The organism is Mucilaginibacter aquariorum (assembly GCF_024498135.1).
Classification (GTDB): domain Bacteria; phylum Bacteroidota; class Bacteroidia; order Sphingobacteriales; family Sphingobacteriaceae; genus Mucilaginibacter; species Mucilaginibacter aquariorum.
This window is the reverse complement of sequence record NZ_JANHOH010000001.1, coordinates 435,211-460,359: the sequence shown is the minus strand read 5'-3', so window position 1 is coordinate 460,359 and position 25,149 is coordinate 435,211. Positions and strand designations below refer to the sequence as shown.

Below are 25,149 nucleotides of genomic sequence, written 5' to 3'. Positions count from 1 at the left end.
CCTTTTCGGCGGCAATACCTTTGTGTTATAAAATTAAAAACCATGACACACACGTATAAAATTACAGGCATGACCTGTACCGGCTGCCAGGCAAAAGTGCAGTCCCTTCTTTTAAAAGTACCGGGTATTACCGGCGTAGATATCGACTTACAAAACGCGCAGGCTGATATTACCATGAGCCGGCATGTCGATACCCCAACCCTGCAAGCCGCATTAGCCGATTATCCAAAATATAACCTTACAGAAGCGCATCAGCATCATGCACCCATTCAAACTTTTGATTTTGATGAAGATGCAAAACGCCCCTTCTTTGAAACCTACAAGCCGGTGCTACTGATATTTGGTTATGTATTGCTGGTTTCAGTATTAGTTTCGGCAGTAGCCGGGTTTGACTGGATGGCAGGCATGCGCATATTTATGAGCGGCTTTTTTCTTGTGTTCTCATTCTTTAAAATGCTTGATATTAACGGTTTTGCCGATAGTTATTCGATGTATGATATTGTAGCTAAAAAAATAAAAGCCTGGGGATATATTTACGTTTTCGTAGAGCTGGCTTTAGGCTTAGCCTACGCCATTAACTTTAACCCGGTTGTCACCAATATTGTCACCTTTGTGATAATGAGTATCAGCATTATCGGCGTATTGCAAAGCGTATTAAATAAACGCAAAATAAAATGTGCCTGCCTTGGAGCAGTATTTAACCTGCCCATGAGTACAGTTACCATTATTGAAGATGCCTTAATGATAGCCATGAGCGTGGTTATGCTGATAACAATGCTTTAAAAGCTGATGGTAAAAGCGGTTTGCCTTTCGGCTATGGTTTTGAGGGAAAATTCGAAGCTATGATTAAGCATTATTTCGCGGACCAAAGTAAGCCCTATACCCTGCCCATCTTTTTTGGTGCTGTAAAACGGTGTGAAAAGCTGCATGCTTTGTTCGTTGCTGATGCCCTTACCGTTGTCAATTATCATTAGTTTACGATCGTGGGTGTCAACTACAAACTCTATAACGCCATTGCTTCCGATAGATTCAATGGCGTTTTTTACGATGTTTATCAGCGCCTGCTCCATTTGCTGTACATCGGCCATAATGTAAAACGGTTGTGCAAATGGTTCAAAAATCAATTGAATATGCCCTTCCTGCGCCTTTATCTGCATCAGCTCAATTACCGAACTAAGCAGATTGTTAAGGTCGATCTGTTTTTTGTTGGCTTCGGGCAGTTTTACCAGGTCGGCAAAGTTGCGCATAAAGTGATTAAGGTTTTGGTTACGGTCAAACGCTACCTGCAGGGCATTATTCAGTTGATTGTCCGCCTGGTGCTGCCACAATTCGCCGCTTTTTAATGCCGATTGAATAATAGAATTTACCGGGCCTATGGTGTTGTTTACTTCATGCGCCATCATGCGTATTACTTTGCCATACGTATTTTTCTCTGCCGCCAATATCTCCGCGGTCAGTTCCTCTATCATAATAAAATTACGGTGGAATCCACGGTCAATGAAGTGTGATTTCTGCAGTTTATACGTAGTAATTCCGCTGAGTTTAACCGTTATGGTATCGCCTGCTTTTAAAAGTTTGGTTTGTTTAAAAAGCGGGTGCTGTAATTCGTTTATGTTATTACCTGTCAGTTCTTTTTCGTCGAGGCCCAATATCAATAATGCCTTTGGGTTTAGCTGCTGTATACAATCGTTATAATCAAGAATGATGATCCCTGTTGGCGAGGTATAAATAAGCTTCTCCAGAAAGAAATGCTGTTCTTCCTGCTGCGTACGCTCCGTTCTCAACTCGTCTATCATTTTGTTATACACGTTTATTAGTTGGTCTACCTCGTGCTTGCCGGTAGGTAAAAACTTAACATTAAAATCGCGGTCCTTAAGTGCTTCAATACCTTGTAAAAGCATTTTTATAGGGCGTATGAGCTGGCCGTATAAATTAATGGCAATTACTAATGATATAATTATAAATGTTTCGGATATGATAAAGAAGATCCGGTTCTCATTAAAAATGAAAAAGGTTAACCCAAGTGTTAACAGGTGCAATATGGTTACAAACAGGATGTATTTAGTCCTCAGCTTCATCGTAAGGGATCTCAAACTTATCTAGCCTGCGGTACAATGCGCTACGGGTTAATCCCAATGCTGTTGCGGCTTTTGATACTTTGTTTTTATGGTAAAGCATCGCCTTTTTTATCATTTCAATTTCCATTTCCTCCAGTGTTATAGTCCCAACCGCCGGCACGCGGGTATCTCCCTTTTTAGCGGGCGCCTGCTCCAACTGCGATTTAAAATCATCAATTCCTAACTCATTGGTTTTGCTAACCAATATAGAACGCTCAACCAGGTTTTTTAACTGGCGGATGTTTCCGGGCAGCGGCAATTGCTGCAGCCACTTCATAGCACTTTTTGATACGGTAAGTTCGGGCCGGTTGTAGATCTGTTTAAGGTTATTGATAAAGAAATTCACCAACAACGGGATATCCCCCGGCCTGTCACGTAACGATGGCAGCGTAATGGTAATCAGGTTAATGCGATACAACAGATCTTCCCTGAATGAACCACTGTTTACCATTTGACCAAGGTTTTTATTGGTAGCGCAAACCACACGCACATCAACTGTTTTGGTGCGGCTGCTACCTAATACTTCATAGGTCCGGTCCTGTAGCACACGCAGTAACTTAACCTGACTACTGGCGTCCAGATCGCCTATTTCATCCAAAAATATAGTACCCTTGTTTGCCAGTTCAAAGCGCCCGGCCCTGTCAAACCGTGCATCGGTAAATGCCCCACGGATATGGCCAAACATTTCACTTTCAAACAATGAGGTTGATATACCACCCAGGTTTACTTTAATGAAGGGTTTGTTTGCCCGAAGGCTGTTTTGATGTACAGCTTCAGCGATCAGTTCTTTACCTGTGCCGCTTTCGCCCATTATCAGTATAGATGCATCGGTACCGGCAACACGGCCAATGGTTTCCAGTATTTGCAGCATCTGCGGGTCTTCGCCAATAATATGCTGAAAGTTGTATTCCTTATCCAGTTGCTTGCGGGTGCGGTTTACAACAGTTTGTTCTTGCAGATCAAGCAAGGTTTTTACCGATTGCAGCAGGTGCCCGTTATCCCAGGGCTTGTTAATGAAATCATTAGCGCCCATCTTCATGCCCTGTACGGCCAGTGCAATGCTGCCCCAACCGGTAATTAAAATAACAGGTACTGTTGGCTCAATTTTTTTTATCTGCGCCAGCAAAGCCATACCCTCCTCGCCTGATGTACTGATAGAAAAATTAAGATCAAGGATGATCAGGTCTGGTGCGTTATCCTTAATTATTCTTAAAGCCTCAGCAGGTGTTTCCACACCTGTTACCTCATACTTTTGGCCCTTTAGCAGTAAAAGTAATGAGGTACGTACAGCAATATCATCATCAATAACCAGTATCATACAGTAAATCTAAATTATTATTCTTCATGTAAAGCAACTGCCGGTAAAATTGCCGCCGCCTGTTTGCCGGGATATAACGAACAAACCAAAACCAACAAGTAAATAAATATTATTGATAAAGCTATCGCGACAAGATAAACACTTGCAGCCAAGCCAAATACGTTTAACAAAGGGAACTGTATGGCAAAGAAGGTCCCGATCATTAAGGCCAGCGTAGCCAGTATCATAGATTCGGTAACCAATTGTCCTGATACTGAATTACCACTGGCACCTATGGCCCTGCGCAAGCCTATTTCGCCTTTACGTTTATTGATGTTGTACCATAATACGCCAAACAGACCTAAAGCCACGTTTATAATAAGGAAGGATGCTACCACCAATAATATGATCATAGGGACAAGGGTTAGGTTATTAGCGCTTTTACGTTTATCGGTAAGGTGCTCAATCTCAATACCCGAGTTATTTGAGTTGCCCGCCATAAGCTTATACAAACGACTTTCAAACGCGGCATCCGCTTTATCGTTTATCTTCACCAGTATCCTGCCCCTGCCGTCGTTGGCTGAGGTATCTATGCGCTCATACATAGCAAGGCCGGCTTCCTGGTAATCGCCTTTCGCTTTTACATCCTGTACCACGCCAACCACGGATCTTTTGCTGCCCTCAGCACCAATTTTTTCGCCAATGGCTTTTCCGCTGCCAAATAACTGTTGCCTTAACGACTGATTGATGATCGTCGGTTTTACCGTAGCGGCATCATCCTGTTTGCCAAACCAGCGGCCTTCGGTTAGTTTCATATCCAAAACCTTATCATAAGTATCGCCGACAGTATAGTAGTTAACACGGTTAACGTGCACCTTTTTATAATCTGCGTTGTTCATATGCGTATTGGCAGAGAACGGAACGTTAGAGCTGGCAAAGCTCACCTCTTGTACTGGTGGCATGGCCTTTATATTACCTAACATGGTTTTGTAATATGTATCTAGGGAATCTTTGTCCTTAATTTTTACGTCACTCTGGTAGTTTATAACCCAAACACGATCGTACTCAAAGCCCATAGGTTGCTTAAAATTCTGGTAGTAATTCACTACTAAAGTGAACACAGCAAATATTACCATAAAGGATACGAATATCTCTGTTATGAGTAAAAAGTTTTGCTTCTTTTTATTCCAGATCAGCTTAAATAAATGCTTAATCATAATATTTTTATTTTAAATGTTGATTGATGTTATTGTGCTTTTAAAGCATTAACTACGTTTAACCTGGACATGCGCCACGCCGGGTAAACGCCCGATAGTAACCCAAATACCAAACAAGCCAGCAAACTGCAAAACAATACCACATAGTTTAAGCTGAGGTTAAGGTTGGCTATCAGGCCCGAGTTGTTAATTAGCTGCATAACAATTACTGATAGCACCACACCAATTAATCCACCTAAAAGGGTTAGGATAATGTTCTCGACAATAAACTGGTAAACCAATGTTTGTGACGATGCCCCAAAGGCTTTGCGCACGCCAATCTCTGACGAACGCTCCATAATGCGGGTGATATTGATATTAACCAGGTTAATAGTTGGCAACAACATAAACAAGAATACAAATATGCTTAAGCCAATTACCAGTTTTGAAATACCCGAGTTAGGGCCATCGCCAAGTATCACTCTTATAAGGCTAACAAAATAAGTATCGGCAAAACTATAAAGGTGGTCAAACTCTTTTTCGGTAATTTTAATACGCGGTATCATATCCGAATACTCTTTTTGCATTTTGGGCAGGTCATCTACAGATTTTGCCAGCAGTATGCCCGAGAAATTCCCATTAAAGCCCTTGTCTTTTTTGTAATCGTTTTTTGATACGGTATAAGGCAGGTACATATCGCCGTACATCATCATTTGCGTAATGGGTACGTTTTTAACTACCCCACTTACCCGGTATTTAATATTATCAGCCTCGATATACTTACCCACTACCGATGGTGCATCACCGAAGTAAGCCTTTTTGGTATCCTCAGATATCACGGCAACCTTCTCTGCATTATCTACTTGTTGTTTGCTAAATGGCTTGCCTTCCAGGAAATCGTAATCCAAAACATCCCAATAATCAGCATTGGTAAACTTTAAATTGATTGGTACTTTTTTGTTGTTCACGTAAGCGCTTGAAAAGTCGAACATGGACGAAATTGCTACCTTTTCGGGCGTTTTTAAGCTTTTAGTATAATGATCCAGAAAGTAAAAAGAGTGCGGGCCTTTGGTCATGGCGCCATTTTTAGAACCGGTCATTTCCATGTTCAGGATGTACAGGCAGCGGTCGCGCTTTTTATCCGGGTAGTTTGAATTACCCACCTTATCAATAAAAGCGGTTAAAATCATTAACACGGTAAGGGTAAAGCTGATGCCAAACAAGCTGATGAAAGTAAAGAACTTTCTGCGTTTAAGCACCGCTATGGCTATTTTGAAATAATTTTTTAACATGATCTTTGTTTTTTAGGTTAATGAATTACTGAACCTGCGATCCGTCAAATAACCTAACCAAACGATGGGTTTTTTGCGCCATGCTTTCGTCGTGGGTAACCATTACAATGGTGGTGCCTTCATTGCGGTTAAGCTGTAGCAAAATATCCATTATCTCGTTACCCATTGCGCTGTCAAGGTTACCGGTTGGCTCATCGGCCAGTATAATTTCGGGGTTACCCACAATAGCGCGGGCAATGGCCACACGCTGGCGCTGCCCACCCGATAATTGCTTGGGGAAGTGCTTTAAACGATTGCTTAGGCCTACTTTTTCTAATGCTTCGGTAGCCAATCTTTTGCGTTCTTTGGCAGTGGTATCACGATACAACAAAGGCAGCTCAACATTATCTAAAACCTGCAGATCGCCTATAAGATGATAGCTCTGGAATATAAAGCCCAGCTTATGATTGCGAAATTTGGCCAGCTGCTTATCGTTAAGGTTGTTGGTTGTTTGATCGGATATGTTGATACTTCCTTTTGAGGGCATATCAAGCAGGCCCATAATATTCAGCAAAGTACTTTTGCCACAGCCAGATGGGCCCATTATAGATAAAAATTCGCCTTTGGCAATATCAAGATTAATGCCATTAAGGGCCAGTGTTTCAATAGTATCTGTACGATATACCTTTTGAATGTTTTGTAGCTTTATCATGTGAGTTAAGTTATAATTATGATTCTATTTATATGTGATTTTTTGATTTTTTTCAAAGTCGTAAAGTGATAAGTAGCGTAACTGATAGTAGGCACCCCAAAAGTCGCGCAGGGCGGCAACGTAATCGCGCTTGGCCCGGTCATTCTCCTCAAAAGCAATACTCAGGTCGGTAATGCTCAGGTCCCCTAACACGTATCTTTCACGGGCTATCTGGTACTTTTCTGATGCAATACTATCAGCCTGCGCGGTAAACACCAGTTGGTCTTTCATCATATTAAAAAGTGTTACCTGGGTTACAATTTGCTGCCTAAAGGTTTGTTTATCCTGTTCAACCGCATATTCGGTAAATTGCTGGTTTGCCTGCGCTGTTTTTACGCGCGATTTTGAACGCCCCCAATCCAATACCGGTATCGAGAACTGCAATTGCAGTAATTGCTGGTTTTGCGGCGATTTATAAACGTCTAAAATTTTAGGCGAGCTATTAGAGAAACCCAGGTTGGCGGTAAGGGTTGCTACCAATCCGCTTTGTCCCTTTGCTTTAGCCACATCCCTTTTGGCCTCGGCTATCCGGCGTATAAAAGCGATAGCGTCAGACCGGTTTTCGAATGCTTCTGCCAATACTTTATCCGCAGATACATTCATGTTAATGGATGAACCCGGCAACTCCAGCGATATCTTATCATCGCCTTCTACCCCTGTATAACTGCGCAGGGTTAAAGTGGCAATTTCCATATCACGTTTAGCGGTACCTACAGCTTTTTGCGCGTTCAATTGTTCCAGTTGTAGTTGTAATATCTCGTTTTTTGATACCTTACCCAGATCAAATTTCACATTAGCTATCTTCAGTATCTTTTTTGTGTTAATATAATTTGTCTCGGCTATTTGCAGATTAACCTGCGCCAGCAGCAAGTCGAAGAAGTAACCACTTACCGTATAAGCTATCTGCTCCTGCGATTCGATATACACCTGTTTGCTTTCGTTAAACTTTAGCGGCTCTATCCTTTTATCCCACCTTAAAGAATTGTACTGAAATAGTGGCTGGCTATACCCAATTGCATAAGGTACACCATTATACAGCACATTATTTCTATCGAAATCATAAAAACGCTGCATTTGGGTAGTACCATAAACGGTACCGCCGGTTGCCGTAATGGTTTGGCTAAAATCCATTTGTAACGATGAGTTATCATTATGTATCGGCTGGAATAATATGGTACCATTTGGCTGTAATACCTGTGTGTAGGTTTTGCTATACCCCGGCAAAATGCCAGTTAATGATAGCTGTGGCTGATAGTTAGATTTAAAGGTACGCCACTGCCAGTATTTGGTTTCGCGTACGGTAATAGCCTGTTTGGCAGCTATCGAATTCTGTTTAGCCATTTCTACCACCTGCTGCAGACTCAGCCGGAGGGTATCGGCACCACTGTTGCAGTAAGCAGTGGTACCGGTAAATAATAATATGATTAGGTATACGTATTTCATTGTATTAGTTTTTAATAGTGAGCTCGCTTGAATTTTTGTATTCGCTCATATCTGATGTTATTATTACATCGCCCGGTTTTAAGCCGTCTTTTATCTCTACAAAATCAAAATTGGTAAGGCCAATGTGTACAGTTCTTTTCTCGGCTTTATTTCCGTTTATCACAAACACATCCTGCGCAGATGCCCCTTTAAATGCCGGGCCATTAGCTACACGCATGGTGTTGTTTTGCAGGTCTGTCACCAGGAACACGTCAACCTTCATGTTTGGGCGTAACAGCTTGTTATTGCGTTCATCCAGCTGCACATCAAATGTTACAATGCTGTTTTGTATAGACGGATACACATTAGCTACATGCCCTTTCATCTGTGCATCATTTACGCGGATAATAACCGGCATGCCATTATGTAGCTGATCCATATAATTATCAGATATGCTGCCGTTAACCTTAAAACTGCCCAGATCTGCAATGCGGGCCAGCGATTCGCCCTCCCTTACGGTTGCACCAATATTTTTATTTATCCAGGTAACAACACCCGTGCGGGTAGCAATAATGTTGGCCAGGTTAAGCTTGCGCTGCAATTCGTGCAGTTCATTTTCTTGTATGGCAAGGGCAATCTCTGCTTCTTTTATTTCTATCTGCATGGTTTGCTGCTTGCTTTTTATCTCGTTTTCTAACTGCTTCTTTTCCAGCTGGGCAACCTTCAAGTTTAGTTCGGCTTGTTCAATGCCTTCACGTGTGCCACCACCCGCTTTAAAAAGGCGCTTGGCGTTCTCAACTGCATCGGCCAGGTTGCTGATGCGCAGTTGCTTGATATCATTATTTGATCGGATATCAAAAAAACTTTTGTTAAGGTCGAGTTTAAGCTTGCTTATCTCGTTCCGCTTGCTTTGCAGCTTAAAGTTTAATCGTTCAAACTCCGTTTGCGTGGTTGATTTATCAAGCGTAAGTATAGATTGCCCTGCCTTAACTTTATTTCCTGCATCCATCAACACCTTTTTTATAGAAGCATTAATAGGGCTGGTTAATATTTCTTCAAACTCGGGCAGTACTTCACCTGTAGCGTTAAGGGTATTTTCTACGCTGCCTTTATCTACCACCGCTGTGGTTATCTCTGTTTTTTTGATGGTTGATTTTAACGATGTACGCAACAACCATACGGCTATAGCAAGTACAGCAATTACAACTGTTACTATAATAATGGCACTCTTTTTTTTACGTGCAGTTACTTCTTGTTCAATTACCGTATCCATTTTATTATGATAATATTTGAAAGGAGGTTTGCAAGAGCTATACCAAAGTTAAAATATTGATATTGAGGTGTTTATATAATATTACCGACTAATATTTGTCCGATATCGAACAAACATTTCCAATTACGGGCAAACGGTTATTTCGCGTGTAATGAGAGAAAAATTTGGCTGAAAAAACATTTGTAACAAATGGCGTTAACGGCAGTCAAATATCAACCCATCGTTAAACATAAATCGCAAATAAATATGAATTGGAAGTTTTTATCACGCAAGAAACAAGAAGATAACAAGCCTAAAAAAGGTAAGGTACGCGAATGGCTGGATGCCATATTATTTGCAGTAATTGCATCTACAATTATCCGTGGCTTGCTATTCTCGGCATATGCCATCCCTTCTGCATCAATGGAAGGCAGCCTGTTAACCGGCGATTATTTGTTTGTGAGTAAATTTGCCTACGGTGCGCGTATGCCAATGACACCTGTTTCCATCCCTTTTTTAGAATCAACTGTAATGGGTGGTAAGATAAAAACCTATTGGGATGGCATACAACTACCCTATTTCCGTTTACCGGGATTAGGTGAGGTTAAAAAAGGTGATGCTGTTGTATTTAACTACCCGGCCGAAAGCGTAGCCCGCCCGGTTGATATGCGTACACACTTTATTAAACGCTGCGTGGGCACCCCAGGCGATGTAATTACTATTGTAGATGGCCAGGTTTATGCCGATGGTAAACTGGTTGCGAACGCGCCAAAAAGTCAAACATCATACATGGTAACTACCACTCCCGATAACCTCAACCCCGAAATGATACACAACCTTAAAATTGATGTAAGGTTGCAGTACAGCCCAACGCAATATGAAATGATCATCCCACCGGATAGTTATAAGCAATTTAAAAGCTATTCAAATATCAAAGCTATAGAGCCGGTTATTGAGCCAAAAGGCGAATATAGTCCGCAGATATTCCCGCATAACGAGAAAATTAAATGGAACGAAGATAATTTCGGCCCGCTGCTTGTACCAAAAAGAGGGACAACCATTCAGCTGAATGATTCTACCATGGCTATATATGGCCGCTCCATCGAGGTTTACGAGCACAATAAAGTTTCCCGCGATGGCAACACTGTGTTGATAAACGGCAAAAAAGCAGATACCTACACTTTTAAAATGAACTATTACTGGATGATGGGCGATAACCGTCATAACTCTGAAGATTCGCGTTTTTGGGGTTTTGTACCCGAGGACCATATTGTAGGTAAGGCAAAAATAACCTGGATGAGCATTGATAGCACCCAAACCCCGCTAAACCAAATACGTTGGGATAGGATCTTAAGGGCGATAAATTAATTATCAGATTAATAAGATTTGACGGTTTTAGAAGCTGTCAAATCTTATCTCTTAATTGCACGTATCCGAACACTTATTGTAATGAAACCGCCCGTTATATATTATTAATACTCATATAATATATTGTAAGTCAATAATATACAAGCATGGCATTTGATTTGTTGGATATAAATCCAAGATCAATGTTATGAGTAAAGATAACCGGTTCATTATCAGGCGGACCTTCTCACAGGAACGCTTTGAGATCCTTTGGAAAAAAAGGAAAAACGGCCAGGCTACATTAAGGGACCTTACCGAAATGGATGAGATTGTGAACCGCGACCCATCGGTACGCCAGTTTGTTTTAGAGGAAATGGAAAACATGGAAAACCCTGCCGATAACAATGATTTGCAGGATATGCTTCAGCAACCCGTTGTATCCCATCAATCCACAACAGATAAGATCAAAGCATTTTTTAACCGTTTGTTTAACAGCTTTAATACTACGTACCTGTTACCAACAAACTAATTTAAATTAGCAATCTAATACACTTGTAACTTTTTCATTTCATTAGCAGCATCGGCGTAAAATTTATGATATTAGGAGTTAATACATTCCTATCCATATGAAAAAACTTTTACTTCCTGCTCTCCTGTTGTTCAGTTTGTGCGCGGACGCCCAAAAAGCATCCAAAAAGCCGCTTGATCAATCGGTTTATGATGGCTGGCAGAGCATAACTAACGAGCATATTAGTAATGATGGTAAACGGATAGTATATGTTATAAAACCACAGGAAGGTGATGCCAACCTGGTAATAACAGACTCAAAAAACAGGAGCCGGCTTACTATCCCGCGCGCAGATACGGTGCGTTTCACCCCCGATTCTAAATACGCGGTTTTTTTGATACGACCATTTTATAAAGACATCCGCCAGGCAAAAATCAAAAAGAAGAAACAATCTGAATTCCCAAAAGATACCCTGGGGATCATAACACTTGGCAAAAACACGGTAGAAAAGATACCGGCAATACGCTCCTTCAAAATTGCAGAAAAAGCGCCTGTTGTAGCTTACCTGTCCCCTGCTGATACAGTGAAGAAACCCGAAGCAGCTGACACCTCAAAGAAAGCTATTGCCACCACTATTGCCCCGCCAACCCGGGAAGGTGCCGAGCTTTTTGTAAAGCAACTGCTAAATGGAAAAACCCGTAATTTTAATTATGTAACTGAATATCAGTTAAGCAAAAACGGAAAATGGTTGGCGTTCTCGATTACTGCGCCAAAGAAAAGCAAAACGGTTAAATCGGGTTTGTTTGTGTATGATATTGAAAAGGAAACGCTGAAAACAGTAAGCACCGGCCGCGGTAACTACAAAAATTTAACATTTGACGATGCCGGTAAACAACTTGCCTTTACCGCCGAAAAAAATCCGGAAAAGGCTTTAGTAAAGCCCTTTAAACTTTATTACTACACGGCTTCAAAAGATAGCGCCATAATTATTTCAGAGTTAGGCTCTGCAGGTATGCCTGCTAATTGGGCTGTAAGCGGCGATGGCAAGGTTTTCTTTAGTAAAAGTGGCAATAACCTGTTCTTTGGTACTGCCCCTATTCCAAAACCAGCCGATACAACATTGGTTGAGTTTGAAAATGCCCGTGTAGATATCTGGAATTATAAGGATGATTACCTGCAGCCACAGCAATTAAAGAACCTGCAGCGCGAGCTTAAACGCAGTTATCAGGCAGTTATCCGACCGACAGATGGAGTTAAAAAGCTGATACAATTAGGTGATAAAGGTATCCGTGAGGTAATGGTATCAGACAACAACGATGCAACCTTTGTTTTAGGGCTAACCGATACAGGCGCCCGCGTGCAGGCCCAATGGGAAGGCGGCACACAACAGGCGGCTTACCTTATTAATACCCGCACCGGCGAGCGTATGCGAATTAACGACCGTCTTAAGGCCCGGTACAGTATTTCGCCCGGCGGTAATTATGTGGTTTGGTTTGATTCTAAAGATCAAAACTGGCATAGTTACAACGTTGCTACCGGTAAAAAACTGAATATAACAGCAGGTACCCACGTTAAAATGGGCGAAGAAGATAATGATGTGCCCGATGATCCATCTGCTTATGGGGTATCTGCCTGGGAAGAAAACGATAAACGTGTGTTGATATATGATCGTTATGATATTTGGGCTGTAGACCCGGCTACCGGCAAAGCCACCAACTTTACCAATGGCATGGGCCGCAGGTATAAGATAGTGTTTAGATATAACCCTACCGATCCCGAAGAAAAATTCATCCCCACTAAAAAAACATTGTGGCTATTAGCACAAAACGATGAAAACAAACAATGGGGCTATTATAAAAAGGAATTAGCCAGTGATTATGCCCCTAAAAAGGTAGTAATGGCACCAATGGGTTACAGCAGCTTGCAAAAATCTAAAGATGCATCCATATTTATCTATACTAAATACAGTTATATACAATCGCCTGATCTGTATGTATCCACAGATCTGATAAAGGAAACCAGGCTAAGTGCTATCAATCCGCAGCAAAACCAATACAATTGGGGCACTGCTGAGCTGGTGACGTGGACAACGCCAAAAGGCTATCATTCAAAAGGTATTTTATATAAACCGGAGGATTTTGATCCGGCTAAAAAGTACCCCATGATCGCTTATTTTTATGAAAAGCTATCAGATGGTTTGTATAATTATCTTCCGCCTTCACCTACGCCGTCGCGCTTACCTATTTCCTGGTTTGTGAGCAACGGTTATTTAGTTTTTGCGCCGGATATTAGTTACGAAACTGGTCACCCTGGTGCTTCGGCTGTAGAGTTTGTTAACTCGGGCGTAGAAGCATTAAAGAAAAACCCATGGGTTGATGGGAACCATATAGGTATACAAGGTCAAAGTTGGGGCGGTTATCAGGTGGCTTATCTTATTACCCAAACCAATATGTATGCCGCGGCATGGGCCGGCGCGCCGGTTGCCAACATGACCTCGGCTTATGGTGGCATCCGGTGGGAAAGCGGCATCAACAGGCAATCGCAGTACGAACGGACACAAAGCCGAATTGGTGCTACCTTGTGGGATAAACCAAGTTTGTATATCGAAAACTCTCCCCTGTTTCAGTTACCCAAAGTAAAAACGCCGGTGGTGATCATGTCTAACGATGCTGATGGCGCTGTGCCGTGGTACCAGGGTATAGAAATGTTTACCGCCCTGCGCAGATTAGGCAAACCGGTTTGGCTGCTGCAATATAACGACGAGGCCCACAACCTGGTAAAACGCCAGAACCGTAAAGATATCACTATCCGCGAAGCGCAATTTTTTGACCATTTCCTGAAAGGCGCGCCAATGCCGGTATGGCTGGATAAAGGTGTGCCCGCGGTTGATAAAGGTAAAGATTGGGGCTTTGGGTTTGGTGGGCGATAAACAGTTGGCGGTCCCCTCCACGCGTCATTGCGAGGTACGAAGCAATCTCTTTGAGTAAATCCTTCATGCAAGGTGTATAATTGTCCTAAAGAGATTGCTTCGTACCTCGCAATGACGGTTGGTTATAATTACTCCAAATAATAATGCCTTATAGAGTTCAGTCTTTCGTCTAATTCATATACCCAGGGTGTTGCAGTGGGGATATCCAGCTTGGCTACAGCTTCGTCGCTTAGGTTTTCGATATATTGTATAAGGGCGCGCAGGCTGTTACCATGGGCGCATATAATTACCTTCTTGTTTTCGCGAATGGCCGGCACTATACTTTCATGCCAAAATGGTAATGCCCTGTCTATGGTTTCGCTTAGGTTTTCGGTTAAGGGCAGTTCACGGTACGTTAGATCATTATAACGCAGGTAATGCCCGGGGAAACGGTCATCCTGCTCCGTAATAGCAGGTGGGTGCTCATGCGGATCGCGGCGCCATTTTTGCACCTGCTCTTCGCCATACTTTTCTATGGTTTCTGCCTTGTTAAGGCCTTGCAGGGCGCCGTAGAAACGTTCATTTAAACGCCATGATTTATGCACCGGGATCCACAGGTGGTCTACTTGTTCCAGCACAAAATGCATGGTTTTTATGCTCCGTTTTAATACCGAGGTAAAACCGATATCAAATGTATAACCGTGTTTTGCAAGCAGTTCGCCGGCGCGTATAGCTTGTTGCAGGCCTTCTTCAGACAGGTCTACATCTGTCCACCCGGTAAAGCGGTTTTCCTGGTTCCAAACGCTTTCACCGTGGCGTATCAATACTAATTTCTGCATAATCAATAGGTAACGTTTAATGAAGTGTTCAGTTTAAAAAACTATTGCTAATTCGTTTTATTTCAATTAGATTGCGTTTTATAAACCAAATTTAAACTTTATTATGATACCTACCACTCCAGTAGTTGTTAAGGATGGCATTGCCAACCCCGCCCCATTAGGTCTGTGTGCCTTCGGTATGACCACCGTTTTATTGAACATACATAACGCGGGCTTTTTTGAGCTGAATGCCATGATATTGGCAATGGGGATTTTTTATGGCGGCCTGGCGCAGGTTATTGCCGGCATTATCGAAGCCAAAAAGAATAACACATTTGGGCTTACCGCATTTACTTCTTACGGCTTCTTCTGGCTATCGTTGGTTGCGTTAATAGTAATGCCAAAACTGGGTTGGGGTACAAAACCTACTGAAGGTGCTATGTGCGCTTACTTAGGTATATGGGGCTTCTTTACTTTTTGCCTGTTCTTTGGTACCCTAAAACTTAACCGCGCATTACAATTTGTATTCGGTTCTTTAACCATATTATTCGCTTTATTAGTTTGGGGCGATGCCACCGGTGACGAAAGCATTAAACACCTGGCGGGTTACGAAGGCATTATATGTGGCTTATCAGCAATATACACGGGTATAGCAGGTGTGCTTAATGAAGTTTATGGCAGAACAGTTTTGCCGATTGGAACGGTGAAGTAGCCTATGCGGGGTTCGCCGTTTATGTCAACCCAAAAAACGGTGTTCACCATGGAACAAAATGGAACAGGCCTTAAATTATCAACTATTTGCAAATCAATTATTTATAAAAAAAAGCAACTGCGGTTGTTCATGGCTGAATTATGTACCCTAAAAGGGCGAACTAAGGCCGAAAAAAGACTAAAAAAAGTCGCATTTTGCCAGACGATTTCTTGTTCCATTCTACAAAAAGTGGAACAAATCCTTATTTTTCATAAATCATTGTAAACAAGAGTGTTAATAAATTTACCATAAAGTTTTTATTTAACTACTGTCAAAATTTTGTAAGTATTAATAAACTGATTATCAAAGTGTTCAATCTGTTCCGTTTTGTTCCGTTTTCAAAATGGAACAGATGGAACAATGCTGTTTAGTCAATGGGTAAAAGGTCAAAAACCTAAAGATTTGACGCGTTTGCGTTATGAGGCTCTCAAATATTTCTGCTAAATTGCGCCTGTGAAAGATCTTAAAAAATATTATATGTTGCCCGCCACTCCTGAAGAGGTGTACACGGCGCTTACCAATCCCCTAACTTTAGAGTTATGGACAGGCGAAAAAGCCGAAATGTCTACCGAACCCGGTTCTGAGTTTTCCCTGTGGGAAGGCAGCATTGTAGGTAAGAACCTGGAGTTTGAAGAAGGGAAGAAAATTGTACAACAATGGTATTTTGACGGGCAGAGCGACGAATCTATCGTTACCATTAAAATACATCCTGACCCGAATGGCTCATCTGTAGAGTTAAGGCACGTAAATATTCCTGATGATGATTTTACAGATATCGCCGAAGGCTGGAATGACAGCTATTTTGGCAACCTCGCAGATTTCTTCGCGGTAGGATAAGGAAAGAGAATCAAGACAGCAAACGCAAAGAACAAAAAAACATTGCATAACAAAAGAGCCGCCCCAATTTGGAGCGGCTCTTTTGTTTAGAATCTTGATTCCTGACTTTAATAGTCTTGAATCGCTTCCTCCCTTAGTATAAAGTAAACTCTACACGACGGTTTTGCTGACGGCCTGCTGCTGTTTTGTTAGTAGCTATTGGCTGGCTTTCACCGTAACCCGTAGCTTCTATACGTGAAGCATTTGCGCCTTTGCTAACCAGGTATGATTTTATAGATTCTGCACGGTCTTTTGATAGCCTTAAGTTTAAAGCATCAGAACCTGTATTATCTGTGTGGCCAGCTAATTTTAAACTGAAGTTCTTCTCAGTTAATAAGTTAGCTACCCTGTCTAAGCTTGGGAATGATTTAGGGCGAATAGTTGCTTTACCTAAGTCAAATTCAAGGTTATTTATCGCATCCTTAACAACACGTTTGTCTTCTTCAGTAACGTAAACAACCGGTTTAGCCAATGGACAGCCAGAACCATCTACCTTAGTACCGGCAGGTGTGTTAGGGCATTTATCATTAACGTCTAATACACCGTCACCATCGCTGTCAACTGATAGTTTAGCCAAATTTGCGTTGGTAGTGTTAAGATCTGTTCTTAACTGATCATTCTTAGCTTTTTCGGCATCAATTTGTGCCTGCAGCATAGTTTTAGTTTGTTGACTTTCCCATACATACTCGGTACGCATTGAATTAACCGGGTTGTAAGTAGCTAACTGTGGTTTGTTAGAACTACCCAAAGCAAACTCTAAACCAATGTGGGCATAAGAGAACCTATCGTTGCCAGATCCTACATTGTAACCATCAAAGTTGTCTGATTGTACAAAGTTAACCTGGTAACCTAAGTCTAAATTTACACTTGAACCTAAATTAACTTTAAAACCTAAACCAACCGGCACAAACCATTCTTTGATACTACCATCACCATAGGTAGTAGTAGCACCTGCAGCATCGGTTGTGGTAGTTTTATAACCCATGTAACCGGCACCAGCAGTTAAGTATGGCTGTATAGAGCTTTTTTTGCTAAACCAGTTAATGTTTGCCAGTGTAATGTTTGCGCTTAATGCACCAGACCAATTTAATTTGGTATTAAAGCTATTAGGAGTACCAACTCCTACCTGGCCGTTAGTACCGCTTACTTCACCACGAAGGAAATCGGCTTGTAAAGCAAAACCGGGTAAAAATTGCTTTTTAATGTAACCACCATAACCAATTTCAGATTGAGGTTTCCTAAAATCTTGCCTGCCATTGGCACCAAAAATAGTGTATGGCGTTAAAAGACCACCATGAACACCTATTGACCAGGTACGAAAAGGGCCGCCAGAAAATGGTTTAACGTAATTTTTAGTGTCTAATGAATCGGTTTGGGCAAATAGTGAACCGCTCACCAATAAACCGGTAAGCAGTATTGAAGCTTTTTTTAAATTTGTTTTCATGTTGTGTTATTTTTGATTATCTGCTAAACAGTATAGCCAGACTACACCCACAAGGCAACATTAATGCCAGTAAGCTATTTTAGGTATTTACGCGTTTATTTAAGAGATAACAAGGCTTTATAAACCTGTAGTAAAGCGCTATGCTATAATAGATTAAGACGAAGGGTACTCTACCTAATTAGTTGAATTAACTTTTGAGACGTTAAAGTCAAAAACAGGTTTAAATATGCACATAAAAATATACAATAATGTGGTATTTATGCCATAACGGCTATTGTGCTGAATACAGTATTTCCTAATTGCGAATTGCCTTTAAGGGTAGATCTTTCCATAGCAGCTTGCGGCGTAATAGCCTTTGTGAAGAATTTCCAGGCAGTGTCTGGGTCAATGATAACCTCTGCGTGTGTAGTACCTGGTGGTTGTTGTTTCAATAATTGCCAATTATCGGCAGCTTTTTGCAAATACCAGTCGCCACCTATGTCGCTGCTTATGGTTATTTTAATTACTGTGCCTTCTACAGCATTAATATTGCGATAAGTATGCGGCAAGGCATACATAAATGTATCTATGCAGGGATAAAACAACTCCTTAGTCATTAAACCGGGCATACCAACGGCATCACGTATCTGCTGCTGATGATGCCATTTTTCAGTGTATTCGCGCGCAATATCAAACCAGTTTAATGAGGTCTCCTCTCCTGCCCATGAAACGGGATATTTAGCTTGCCCGAATGGTTGAAGGGTATGCAGGTGTTTGATATATTGTTTACCGGTGCCTTCTAACTGCTCAATAAGCAATTGCGGGCTAACCCTTTTCATAGCGTTAACCCAGGTCGCGTTTAACTCATTTAAATATGTTACAAGATCCTGATAACCGTTTATTTGTTTGGCAATTGCCACCTCATAACCCTGTGCGTAAGATATGGTACGCACATTTGTATCAAGCAAGTGCGCGGCAATATCTTTCACCGTCCATAAACGGGCTACAGTAGGTTTATTCCAGTCATCAGCAGATAACGATTTAAGCAGCCCGATCAACAACTCATCCAGCACCGGGAATAAATGTAAGGTTGGTATAGGTATAACCTGCTGCATACGGCAATCGCTATTTTATTCGGCGGGGTGGATAATTACCTTCCATTTAATGTCAGCATCGGCTTTGTAAAGCGTAGCGGCTACAGAGCAATATTTATTAAGCGATAATTCAACAGCTTTATTAGCCTTATCTTCATCAACATCACCATATAAATGAAACTCTAAAGTAATGTTTTGCCATAAAGATGGTTCTTTGCCTGCTTCACGTTCGCCAGCTATAACCATTTTATAATCAACTACATCCTGTCGTTGCTTTTTTAATATGGCAATAACATCAATGGCCGAACATCCGCCCAAACCCATTAAAAGCATTTGCATAGGGCGTACACCAAAATTTTGGCCGCCACTTTCGGGGCTGCTGTCCATACGTACGGTGTGGCCATATTCGTCGGTGGCTTCAAAGCCATATTCACCGCTAACGCGTGATAGTTTTATTGTAGGCATAGTATAGTAATGTAATAATTATGCTAAGTTATGCTTTTGAGATAATAATAAAATATCAATTCGATATATTGACGCTAAATAAACAGATGGCCATTCGCGGTCAAAAACATCATGAAACAACTGCTATTGTCTACCCTCTTTTTCTTTTTCGCAACAACATGTTCTGCACAAAGTAACCTGATATCGTATGACGATCTGAGCTATGTACTACATAACAACATTAATAAAGCCGATACTTTTTTTGTAGCCAAAGGTTATACGCTTACTAAAAAGGACGAGAAAAAGAATATCAGAAAGTATGATCTTAAAATTCCAGGCGGTACGTATGTAACAACCAGTTTGCGAAGCGATGGCAAGCGCATGTTTATCGAAATGGAAACAAACGAATTGGCCCAGTATAATATGCTATATAACTCGATAGCGCAATATGTAAATAAAGAGAACAGCACGGCAGATGTTCAGTATTTTAGAGTAAAAGATCTTGGCGAGATATATGTTATGGTGAACGATGCCGTACCCTACAACCCTACCCGGCGTGAATATAGTATCCGCATTGTATCAGACAAAAGCATTACGGCTTACAATTAAATATAAATACGATCTTTAACCGGGATAACCAGTTTTAAACCCGACCATATTTCGTCTACAGCACAAACCTTAATGTCCACCAGCCCTATCCGAAGTGCATAATTTCTTATTTTATCTTCGGTAATATCTGTAATTACTTTTGAGGCTTTTTTAGGCCAGGAAACCCATATTATGCCATCTTGCGTAATTTGTTGCTTTAGTTCCGGAAGTTGAAATAACAAATCGGCATTAGTTTTTGTAAAAAAATGAATAAGGTTCACCGGGGCTTCTTCATTTGCAACAAAGTAAACATCCATGGGTAGGTCTGTAAACAGCGTTAAATAGTATTCGGGCTCACTAATAAGCTTAACTTTAAACCCTGGCTTTATTCCAAGTTTTTTTGCCAATTGCGTACCCGAATAGCCTGATGCGGTCATGATAGTATTAACTGATTTAGATGATGCTGCATATGTACAATATAATCATTAGCTAAAAACTCAACCGTATTAAATGATGGCCCATCACCGCCATTGTCGCATTTTATTTGCGTGCGATCAGCAGGATAGTTTTGCAGCACACGCACTATTTGCCGGTTAACAAGTTCCCACAGCTTTAAAAGGCCGGTGAGATCTGCATTCCGGTAATGCTGTGCCTGTACCCACTCTTCCTGAAAGTAGATCAGTTTAAACCCCTCTTCATAAGTACAGCGCACAAAACGTTGCAGGTTAATGTGGGCGCTATCAATTAAATGGCCTATTATCTCTTTGTTGGTCCATTTGCCTGGTGCTGCTTCGTTTTCCCAATTTATGCCTAATGCGGTATTATGTAAGAAATCGTCGAGAGCGATATTTAAATTATGGGCTGTTTATTTCATCACGAAGCAAATAAATTGATTTAAATATGCTTAATCCTGATAAATTATTCAAAAAAAATTATCTTCATGGCCTGAATCATTACTATGGCCTTAAACTACATCTGGATAGCATTCTTCCTCATTGCCTTTGTGATAGCATTTTGCAAACTGGTGTTTTTTGGTGATGTAGATGCCTTTAAGCTGTTGGTTGATGGCATGTTTGACAGCTCCAAATCATCGGTAATGGATATCGCGCTGCCATTGGCTGGTAATATGGTGTTGTGGTTAGGTATACTTAACATTGGTGAACGGGCCGGCGCCATGAATTTCCTATCGCGCATTGTTGGGCCATTCTTAAGCCGTTTGTTCCCTGAAGTACCGAAGAAGCATCCCGCCACAGGGCAAATGATGATGAACTTTTCGGCCAACCTGTTGGGTTTAGATAATGCTGCCACCCCACTGGGATTAAAAGCAATGAGCAGCCTGCAGGAGCTTAACCCTAATAAGGAAACCGCATCTAACGCGCAGATCATGTTTTTGGTGCTGCATACATCGGGGTTGCAATTACTGCCGGTAACCATTATAGCACAACGTTTCATATTACACGCCAAAGATCCTGCAGATGTTTTAATTCCCTGCATAATAGCTACTTATGTAGCAACAGTTGTAGGGATGATAGCGGTAGCCATTAAACAAAAAATAAATCTTTTTGATAGGGTTATTGTAAGCTGGTTGGGCGGAATGACAGCTTTTATAGCCCTGTTGGTTTACTATTTTACCAATTACCTTGATAAGGAACAAATAACAACCGTATCTAAAGTAGCTAGTAACTTGTTGCTGTTTGCCATACCTACTGTATTTATTTTAGGCGCCTTACGCAAAAAGGTAAACGTGTTTGAGAGTTTTATTGATGGCGCCAAAAGTGGCTTTGAGGTATCTGTGAAGATAATTCCCTATTTGGTAGCCATGTTGGTTGCTATAAGCGTTTTTCGTAATAGCGGCGCGCTGGATTATCTGAATAACGGTGTAAGATGGGCAGCGACAAATTTAAACATGGATACCCGTTTTGTTGATGCTATGCCGGTTGCCTATATGAAGCCTTTAAGCGGATCGGGTTCAAAAGCAATGATGATAAACGTAATGCAAACTTATGGGCCGGATAGTTTTGCAGGCCGGCTTGGTTCGGTGTTCAATGGTTCTGCCGATACTACATTTTATATAGTTGCACTATATTTTGGATCGGTAGGGATAAAAAAATCCAGATATGCGATCCCCGCTGGCCTGATTGCAGATTTTGCCGGGGTAATAGCGGCGATACTAATTTCTTACTTGTTTTTTGGTTAATAAAGAAGTCGGCGAGAAACTGCGTTTTAGGGTTAGCAATAATGGTTATGAAGCTACTTTGCCTTCACAATTCCAAGGCGATCACAAGTTTTTTGGCGTAAGCAGGTGTTATGACTTTTATTGATTTTTATTTACTTTCACGCGAAATATTGCTGCATGGCGAAAGCTTACCTTAGAGATAAAACTATTAAGAAAAAATCAGCGTCAAAAGCGGGTTGGTTAATTGCAAGTTTTGCAGCCATATTTGCTTTATTGTTAGGGAAATATGCCTTATCCAACACTTCTAATACTTTTAGTGGCTTGCCCGATAGTGATGCAGCTTATAACGTGGCAAAGACCTTTATCCAGCCTACGGTGCTTTCAACCAATATTTCTTTCTCAGATTCGGAATATAAATTTGCCAGGAAATCAGATTCGGTTTATGTTATTAAATCATTCTACACCACAACAGATAAGGATGGCGAAAGTTCCAAAACAAACTTTACTATTACATTAAAATATAACGGTGGGGCTGGTGCGGAAACTTCTAACTGGGCCATGCTTAATTTAGACCAGGATAACTGACCTTTATCCGCATAATTAACTTGCATGGAAACCGAGAACGAGCTTTTAGTTAGTGCAGAAGCACACATAACCCACACACAATATCAAACTATTGTAACCAGTGACAATCACACCATAATAGCCGATGAACCTGCAGGACTTGGGGGTACAGATAAGGGCATGTCGCCCTATAATTTGCTATTGGCCAGTTTAGCAAGCTGCACGGTTATTACCTTACGTATGTATATCAACCGCAAAATGTGGACCGTTGATGAAATAGCTATTAAACTTGATCTTTATAAAAACCGGAATGGAGTGTTGATTGAAAGCAAACTTGCTTTTAAAGGGGAAATAACCGATGAGCAAAGAAAAAGGTTAATAACCATCGCAAATGTATGCCCTATCCACAAAATATTAGCGGGTAATATTGTTATTAATACAGGTATAGAAGGGGTTTAAGCAGCTATTTTAGCCCCTTAACAAAAATATCAATAAGCAACAGGCGCTTGTTATGTATTTCGTCCAGGTGTTCTTTATGTGGGAAGTTTAATTTTTTGTGCGGAAGCGAGCCACCTACCTTTATACCATGTAAGGCATCTAAAAATACTTCAACAATTTCAATAGGATTAGCAACTGGTTGTATATTATTCTTTTCAACTTCGGCCTGTATAGCATCGGCCAATAATTTAATTTCGGCGCCGCGTATCTGACTAACAGTTTCCCAAATTGTATCGGGCAGGTTTTGTTCGTTCAGACGGAAAAAATCAAAAAAGTTATAATTGCTTACAATAAAATCATGATGGGTATTCACCTGAAAAAGGAATGCCTCGCGCAGATCGGTAAAATGGCCTAATTTATCCTCTAACTGTTTTAAATAATCGTTGGCCAGTTTACGCATAACAGCCATGTATAATTCGCTCTTATCCGGGAAATAATAGTAAAGCAAGGCTTTTGACATAGAAAGATCTCCGGCAATTTCGTTCATTGTGGTTTTCGAATAACCATAATGAAGAAAGCGTTGATACGATGCTTCTAAAATTTTTTCGCGTTTAATGTCTTGCTGGTCGTTTGATGTGTTCATCCTATTAAATAGTCCTGACTTTTTTAACAAAACTATCAAATTTCCAAGCAATTATTTATAATCGGTCTAAAAGATGATTTTAAAATGTAAAAACTACAGGTCTTTAGCAAGCGCGGTACCTGCAGTAATAACTATGATATCTTCAATTACGCCAATAACCGGGTCGGGTATTCCGGTACGTTTGCCAAGACCAGTACGCAACAACATACAACCAAAAGCAGATGCAATAGCACTTGTCCCTCCTATTAAGCCACCTATAAAAAGATTTCTATTACTGGCTTTGTACACAGTAGCACCGCATAATGCACCAGATAAAAACCGCCCGGCTAGCCCACCCGGGCTGGTTCGGTTAGGCGCATAGGGAAGCTTATCTCCAACCAGTTCGGCCGCAGCTAAAACTTTAAATACTTTAGATGTAGTTATACTTTGAATAAACTGCAATGGCGTATACCCCAGGTTTTTTGATGGATGGCGACTATATACATGGCTAATTACTGCAGGTGCCGAAAAGGAACGCATACCGGCAATAATACCAAGCCCGGCAGCTTGTTTAAAGGCATATGTTAATTTAGCTTCCATAACCTATGTTTCTGTTTTAGATGCAATAACCATTCCTAAATCAACGCTTATTTATAGTTTCAGTTAAAAAATACAAATCAATAGGTAATTTACATTGTTATATAGATAACAAAAAAGACAATATGAAACTGCATGAAGATAATACACTTGGCGCCCTGGGTTGTGCTATAGGTAAGGGATTGCTGGCAGGAATTGCCGCAACAGCCGTTATGACGTTATCGCAAATGATAGAAATGAAAATAACTAAACGCCAGGCCAGTGATGCACCTGTTAAAGTTGCCGAAGATACGGCAGGTGTAAAACCGGCTACTCAAGAAGATAAAACGCGGTTATCACAAGAATTGCATTGGAGCTACGGAACAGCCTGGGGCGTTGCCCGCGGATTAATTGGACTTACCGGATTAAAAGGTTTACCTGCTACCCTACTGCATTTTGGCGCTGTTTGGGGCACGGCCCTAATTATGCTGCCTAAGCATGATGCCGCCAAACCAATTAACGAACAGGAATCAAAAGATATAGCCATTGATGTATTACACCACGGTGTTTACGCAATAACTGCAGGCTTGGTTTATGATGCCCTTGATGCAGGCAGTAAAAACGAAAGAAAGCTGAAAAAATTGCTGGCATGCTAAAAGGCCTGATCAAAAAATATAAGTAAGCAACATAAAAAAGAGCCGCACAGTTTA

The 25,149-nt window shown here is 41.1% G+C and carries 26 protein-coding genes; 11 read left to right on the top strand and 15 right to left on the bottom strand.

Annotated features, from left to right (window positions below; all coding sequences use genetic code 11):
* The first annotated feature begins 42 nt into the window (after nt 1-42).
* Nucleotides 43-783 carry a heavy-metal-associated domain-containing protein gene (locus NPE20_RS01890; RefSeq protein WP_256536897.1) on the top strand — a complete coding sequence of 247 codons (741 nt, stop codon included), beginning with the start codon at nt 43-45 and terminating at the stop codon, nt 781-783.
* Here the strand turns inward: NPE20_RS01890 and NPE20_RS01885 are convergent.
* The 7 genes from NPE20_RS01885 to NPE20_RS01855 are packed head-to-tail and all read right to left on the bottom strand — an operon-like array spanning nt 780 to nt 9,327.
* Nucleotides 780-2,078, bottom strand: a complete 1,299-nt coding sequence (locus NPE20_RS01885) for a sensor histidine kinase (RefSeq protein ID WP_256536896.1) — start codon at nt 2,076-2,078, stop codon at nt 780-782. The two genes, NPE20_RS01890 and NPE20_RS01885, sit on opposite strands and share 4 nt — an antisense overlap.
* A complete protein-coding gene (locus NPE20_RS01880; protein ID WP_256536895.1) occupies nt 2,062-3,435 on the bottom strand; it encodes a sigma-54-dependent transcriptional regulator in 1,374 nt (457 codons plus the stop codon). Before NPE20_RS01880 ends, NPE20_RS01885 begins: the two co-directional genes overlap by 17 nt.
* A 17-nt stretch (nt 3,436-3,452) precedes the next feature.
* Nucleotides 3,453-4,631 (bottom strand): ABC transporter permease, encoded by a 1,179-nt coding sequence (locus NPE20_RS01875; protein ID WP_256536894.1) that lies wholly within the window; start codon nt 4,629-4,631, stop codon nt 3,453-3,455.
* A 29-nt stretch (nt 4,632-4,660) separates the two neighbouring features.
* The gene (locus NPE20_RS01870) at nt 4,661-5,902 is read right to left on the bottom strand and encodes an ABC transporter permease (protein ID WP_256536893.1); all 1,242 of its coding nucleotides are present in this window, start codon (nt 5,900-5,902) and stop codon (nt 4,661-4,663) included.
* Between the two features lie 25 nt (nt 5,903-5,927).
* Complete coding sequence (locus tag NPE20_RS01865; protein WP_256536892.1) at nt 5,928-6,593, bottom strand: ABC transporter ATP-binding protein; 666 nt, start codon at nt 6,591-6,593, stop codon at nt 5,928-5,930.
* 24 nt (nt 6,594-6,617) lie between these two features.
* Entirely contained in the window at nt 6,618-8,075 is a 1,458-nt protein-coding gene (locus NPE20_RS01860) for a TolC family protein (protein WP_256536891.1), read from the bottom strand.
* Nucleotides 8,076-8,079: 4 nt separating this feature from the next.
* A complete protein-coding gene (locus NPE20_RS01855) occupies nt 8,080-9,327 on the bottom strand; it encodes an efflux RND transporter periplasmic adaptor subunit (RefSeq protein WP_256536890.1) in 1,248 nt (415 codons plus the stop codon).
* A 246-nt stretch (nt 9,328-9,573) separates the two neighbouring features.
* Between NPE20_RS01855 and lepB the strand changes: the two genes are divergently transcribed.
* The 3 genes from lepB to NPE20_RS01840 all read left to right on the top strand — a co-directional run bounded on the left by lepB (nt 9,574) and on the right by NPE20_RS01840 (nt 14,090).
* Nucleotides 9,574-10,674 carry a signal peptidase I gene (gene lepB, locus NPE20_RS01850; RefSeq protein WP_256536889.1) on the top strand — a complete coding sequence of 367 codons (1,101 nt, stop codon included), beginning with the start codon at nt 9,574-9,576 and terminating at the stop codon, nt 10,672-10,674.
* A 187-nt stretch (nt 10,675-10,861) separates the two neighbouring features.
* Nucleotides 10,862-11,182 carry a hypothetical protein gene (locus NPE20_RS01845; protein ID WP_256536888.1) on the top strand — a complete coding sequence of 107 codons (321 nt, stop codon included), beginning with the start codon at nt 10,862-10,864 and terminating at the stop codon, nt 11,180-11,182.
* A 97-nt stretch (nt 11,183-11,279) separates the two neighbouring features.
* The gene (locus NPE20_RS01840) at nt 11,280-14,090 is read left to right on the top strand and encodes a S9 family peptidase (RefSeq protein WP_256536887.1); all 2,811 of its coding nucleotides are present in this window, start codon (nt 11,280-11,282) and stop codon (nt 14,088-14,090) included.
* A 128-nt stretch (nt 14,091-14,218) separates the two neighbouring features.
* On the opposite strand, the gene gpmA is transcribed toward NPE20_RS01840, so the two are convergent.
* Complete coding sequence (gpmA, locus tag NPE20_RS01835) at nt 14,219-14,908, bottom strand: 2,3-diphosphoglycerate-dependent phosphoglycerate mutase (RefSeq protein ID WP_256536886.1); 690 nt, start codon at nt 14,906-14,908, stop codon at nt 14,219-14,221.
* A gap of 103 nt (nt 14,909-15,011) precedes the next feature.
* Between gpmA and NPE20_RS01830 the strand changes: the two genes are divergently transcribed.
* Entirely contained in the window at nt 15,012-15,599 is a 588-nt protein-coding gene (locus NPE20_RS01830; protein WP_256536885.1) for an acetate uptake transporter, read from the top strand.
* A 492-nt stretch (nt 15,600-16,091) separates the two neighbouring features.
* Nucleotides 16,092-16,475, top strand: coding sequence for an SRPBCC domain-containing protein (locus NPE20_RS01825; RefSeq protein ID WP_256536884.1), 384 nt, complete (start codon nt 16,092-16,094; stop codon nt 16,473-16,475).
* A gap of 133 nt (nt 16,476-16,608) precedes the next feature.
* On the opposite strand, the gene NPE20_RS01820 is transcribed toward NPE20_RS01825, so the two are convergent.
* From NPE20_RS01820 to NPE20_RS01810, 3 genes are all read right to left on the bottom strand, one after another.
* Nucleotides 16,609-17,958, bottom strand: coding sequence for an OmpA family protein (locus tag NPE20_RS01820; RefSeq protein ID WP_256536883.1), 1,350 nt, complete (start codon nt 17,956-17,958; stop codon nt 16,609-16,611).
* A gap of 257 nt (nt 17,959-18,215) precedes the next feature.
* Nucleotides 18,216-19,052 (bottom strand): maleylpyruvate isomerase N-terminal domain-containing protein, encoded by an 837-nt coding sequence (locus tag NPE20_RS01815; RefSeq protein WP_256536882.1) that lies wholly within the window; start codon nt 19,050-19,052, stop codon nt 18,216-18,218.
* Nucleotides 19,053-19,067: 15 nt separating this feature from the next.
* Complete coding sequence (locus tag NPE20_RS01810) at nt 19,068-19,496, bottom strand: OsmC family protein (RefSeq protein WP_256536881.1); 429 nt, start codon at nt 19,494-19,496, stop codon at nt 19,068-19,070.
* Nucleotides 19,497-19,607: 111 nt separating this feature from the next.
* Here NPE20_RS01810 and NPE20_RS01805 point away from each other — a divergent pair, with 111 nt between their 5' ends.
* Entirely contained in the window at nt 19,608-20,084 is a 477-nt protein-coding gene (locus tag NPE20_RS01805; protein ID WP_256536880.1) for a hypothetical protein, read from the top strand.
* Here NPE20_RS01805 and NPE20_RS01800 read toward each other — a convergent pair.
* Nucleotides 20,081-20,500, bottom strand: coding sequence for a DUF3052 family protein (locus NPE20_RS01800; RefSeq protein ID WP_256536879.1), 420 nt, complete (start codon nt 20,498-20,500; stop codon nt 20,081-20,083). The two genes, NPE20_RS01805 and NPE20_RS01800, sit on opposite strands and share 4 nt — an antisense overlap.
* Nucleotides 20,497-20,871 (bottom strand): DinB family protein, encoded by a 375-nt coding sequence (locus tag NPE20_RS01795; RefSeq protein ID WP_256538662.1) that lies wholly within the window; start codon nt 20,869-20,871, stop codon nt 20,497-20,499. The genes NPE20_RS01800 and NPE20_RS01795 overlap by 4 nt, the downstream gene beginning before the upstream one ends.
* Nucleotides 20,872-21,021: 150 nt before the next feature.
* Between NPE20_RS01795 and NPE20_RS01790 the strand changes: the two genes are divergently transcribed.
* From NPE20_RS01790 to NPE20_RS01780, 3 genes are all read left to right on the top strand, one after another.
* A complete protein-coding gene (locus NPE20_RS01790; protein ID WP_256536878.1) occupies nt 21,022-22,260 on the top strand; it encodes a nucleoside recognition domain-containing protein in 1,239 nt (412 codons plus the stop codon).
* 156 nt (nt 22,261-22,416) lie between these two features.
* Nucleotides 22,417-22,824 (top strand): hypothetical protein, encoded by a 408-nt coding sequence (locus NPE20_RS01785; protein WP_256536877.1) that lies wholly within the window; start codon nt 22,417-22,419, stop codon nt 22,822-22,824.
* A 24-nt stretch (nt 22,825-22,848) separates the two neighbouring features.
* Nucleotides 22,849-23,262 (top strand): OsmC family protein, encoded by a 414-nt coding sequence (locus NPE20_RS01780; protein ID WP_256536876.1) that lies wholly within the window; start codon nt 22,849-22,851, stop codon nt 23,260-23,262.
* A 4-nt stretch (nt 23,263-23,266) separates the two neighbouring features.
* On the opposite strand, the gene NPE20_RS01775 is transcribed toward NPE20_RS01780, so the two are convergent.
* Entirely contained in the window at nt 23,267-23,884 is a 618-nt protein-coding gene (locus NPE20_RS01775; RefSeq protein WP_256536875.1) for a TetR/AcrR family transcriptional regulator, read from the bottom strand.
* A gap of 93 nt (nt 23,885-23,977) precedes the next feature.
* Nucleotides 23,978-24,463: a DUF4126 family protein gene (locus tag NPE20_RS01770; RefSeq protein ID WP_256536874.1), complete on the bottom strand. Its 486-nt coding sequence runs from the start codon at nt 24,461-24,463 to the stop codon at nt 23,978-23,980.
* A 122-nt stretch (nt 24,464-24,585) separates the two neighbouring features.
* On the opposite strand from NPE20_RS01770, the gene NPE20_RS01765 reads away from it, so the two are divergent.
* Nucleotides 24,586-25,095, top strand: a complete 510-nt coding sequence (locus tag NPE20_RS01765) for a hypothetical protein (RefSeq protein ID WP_256536873.1) — start codon at nt 24,586-24,588, stop codon at nt 25,093-25,095.
* Nucleotides 25,096-25,149 lie beyond the last annotated feature (54 nt).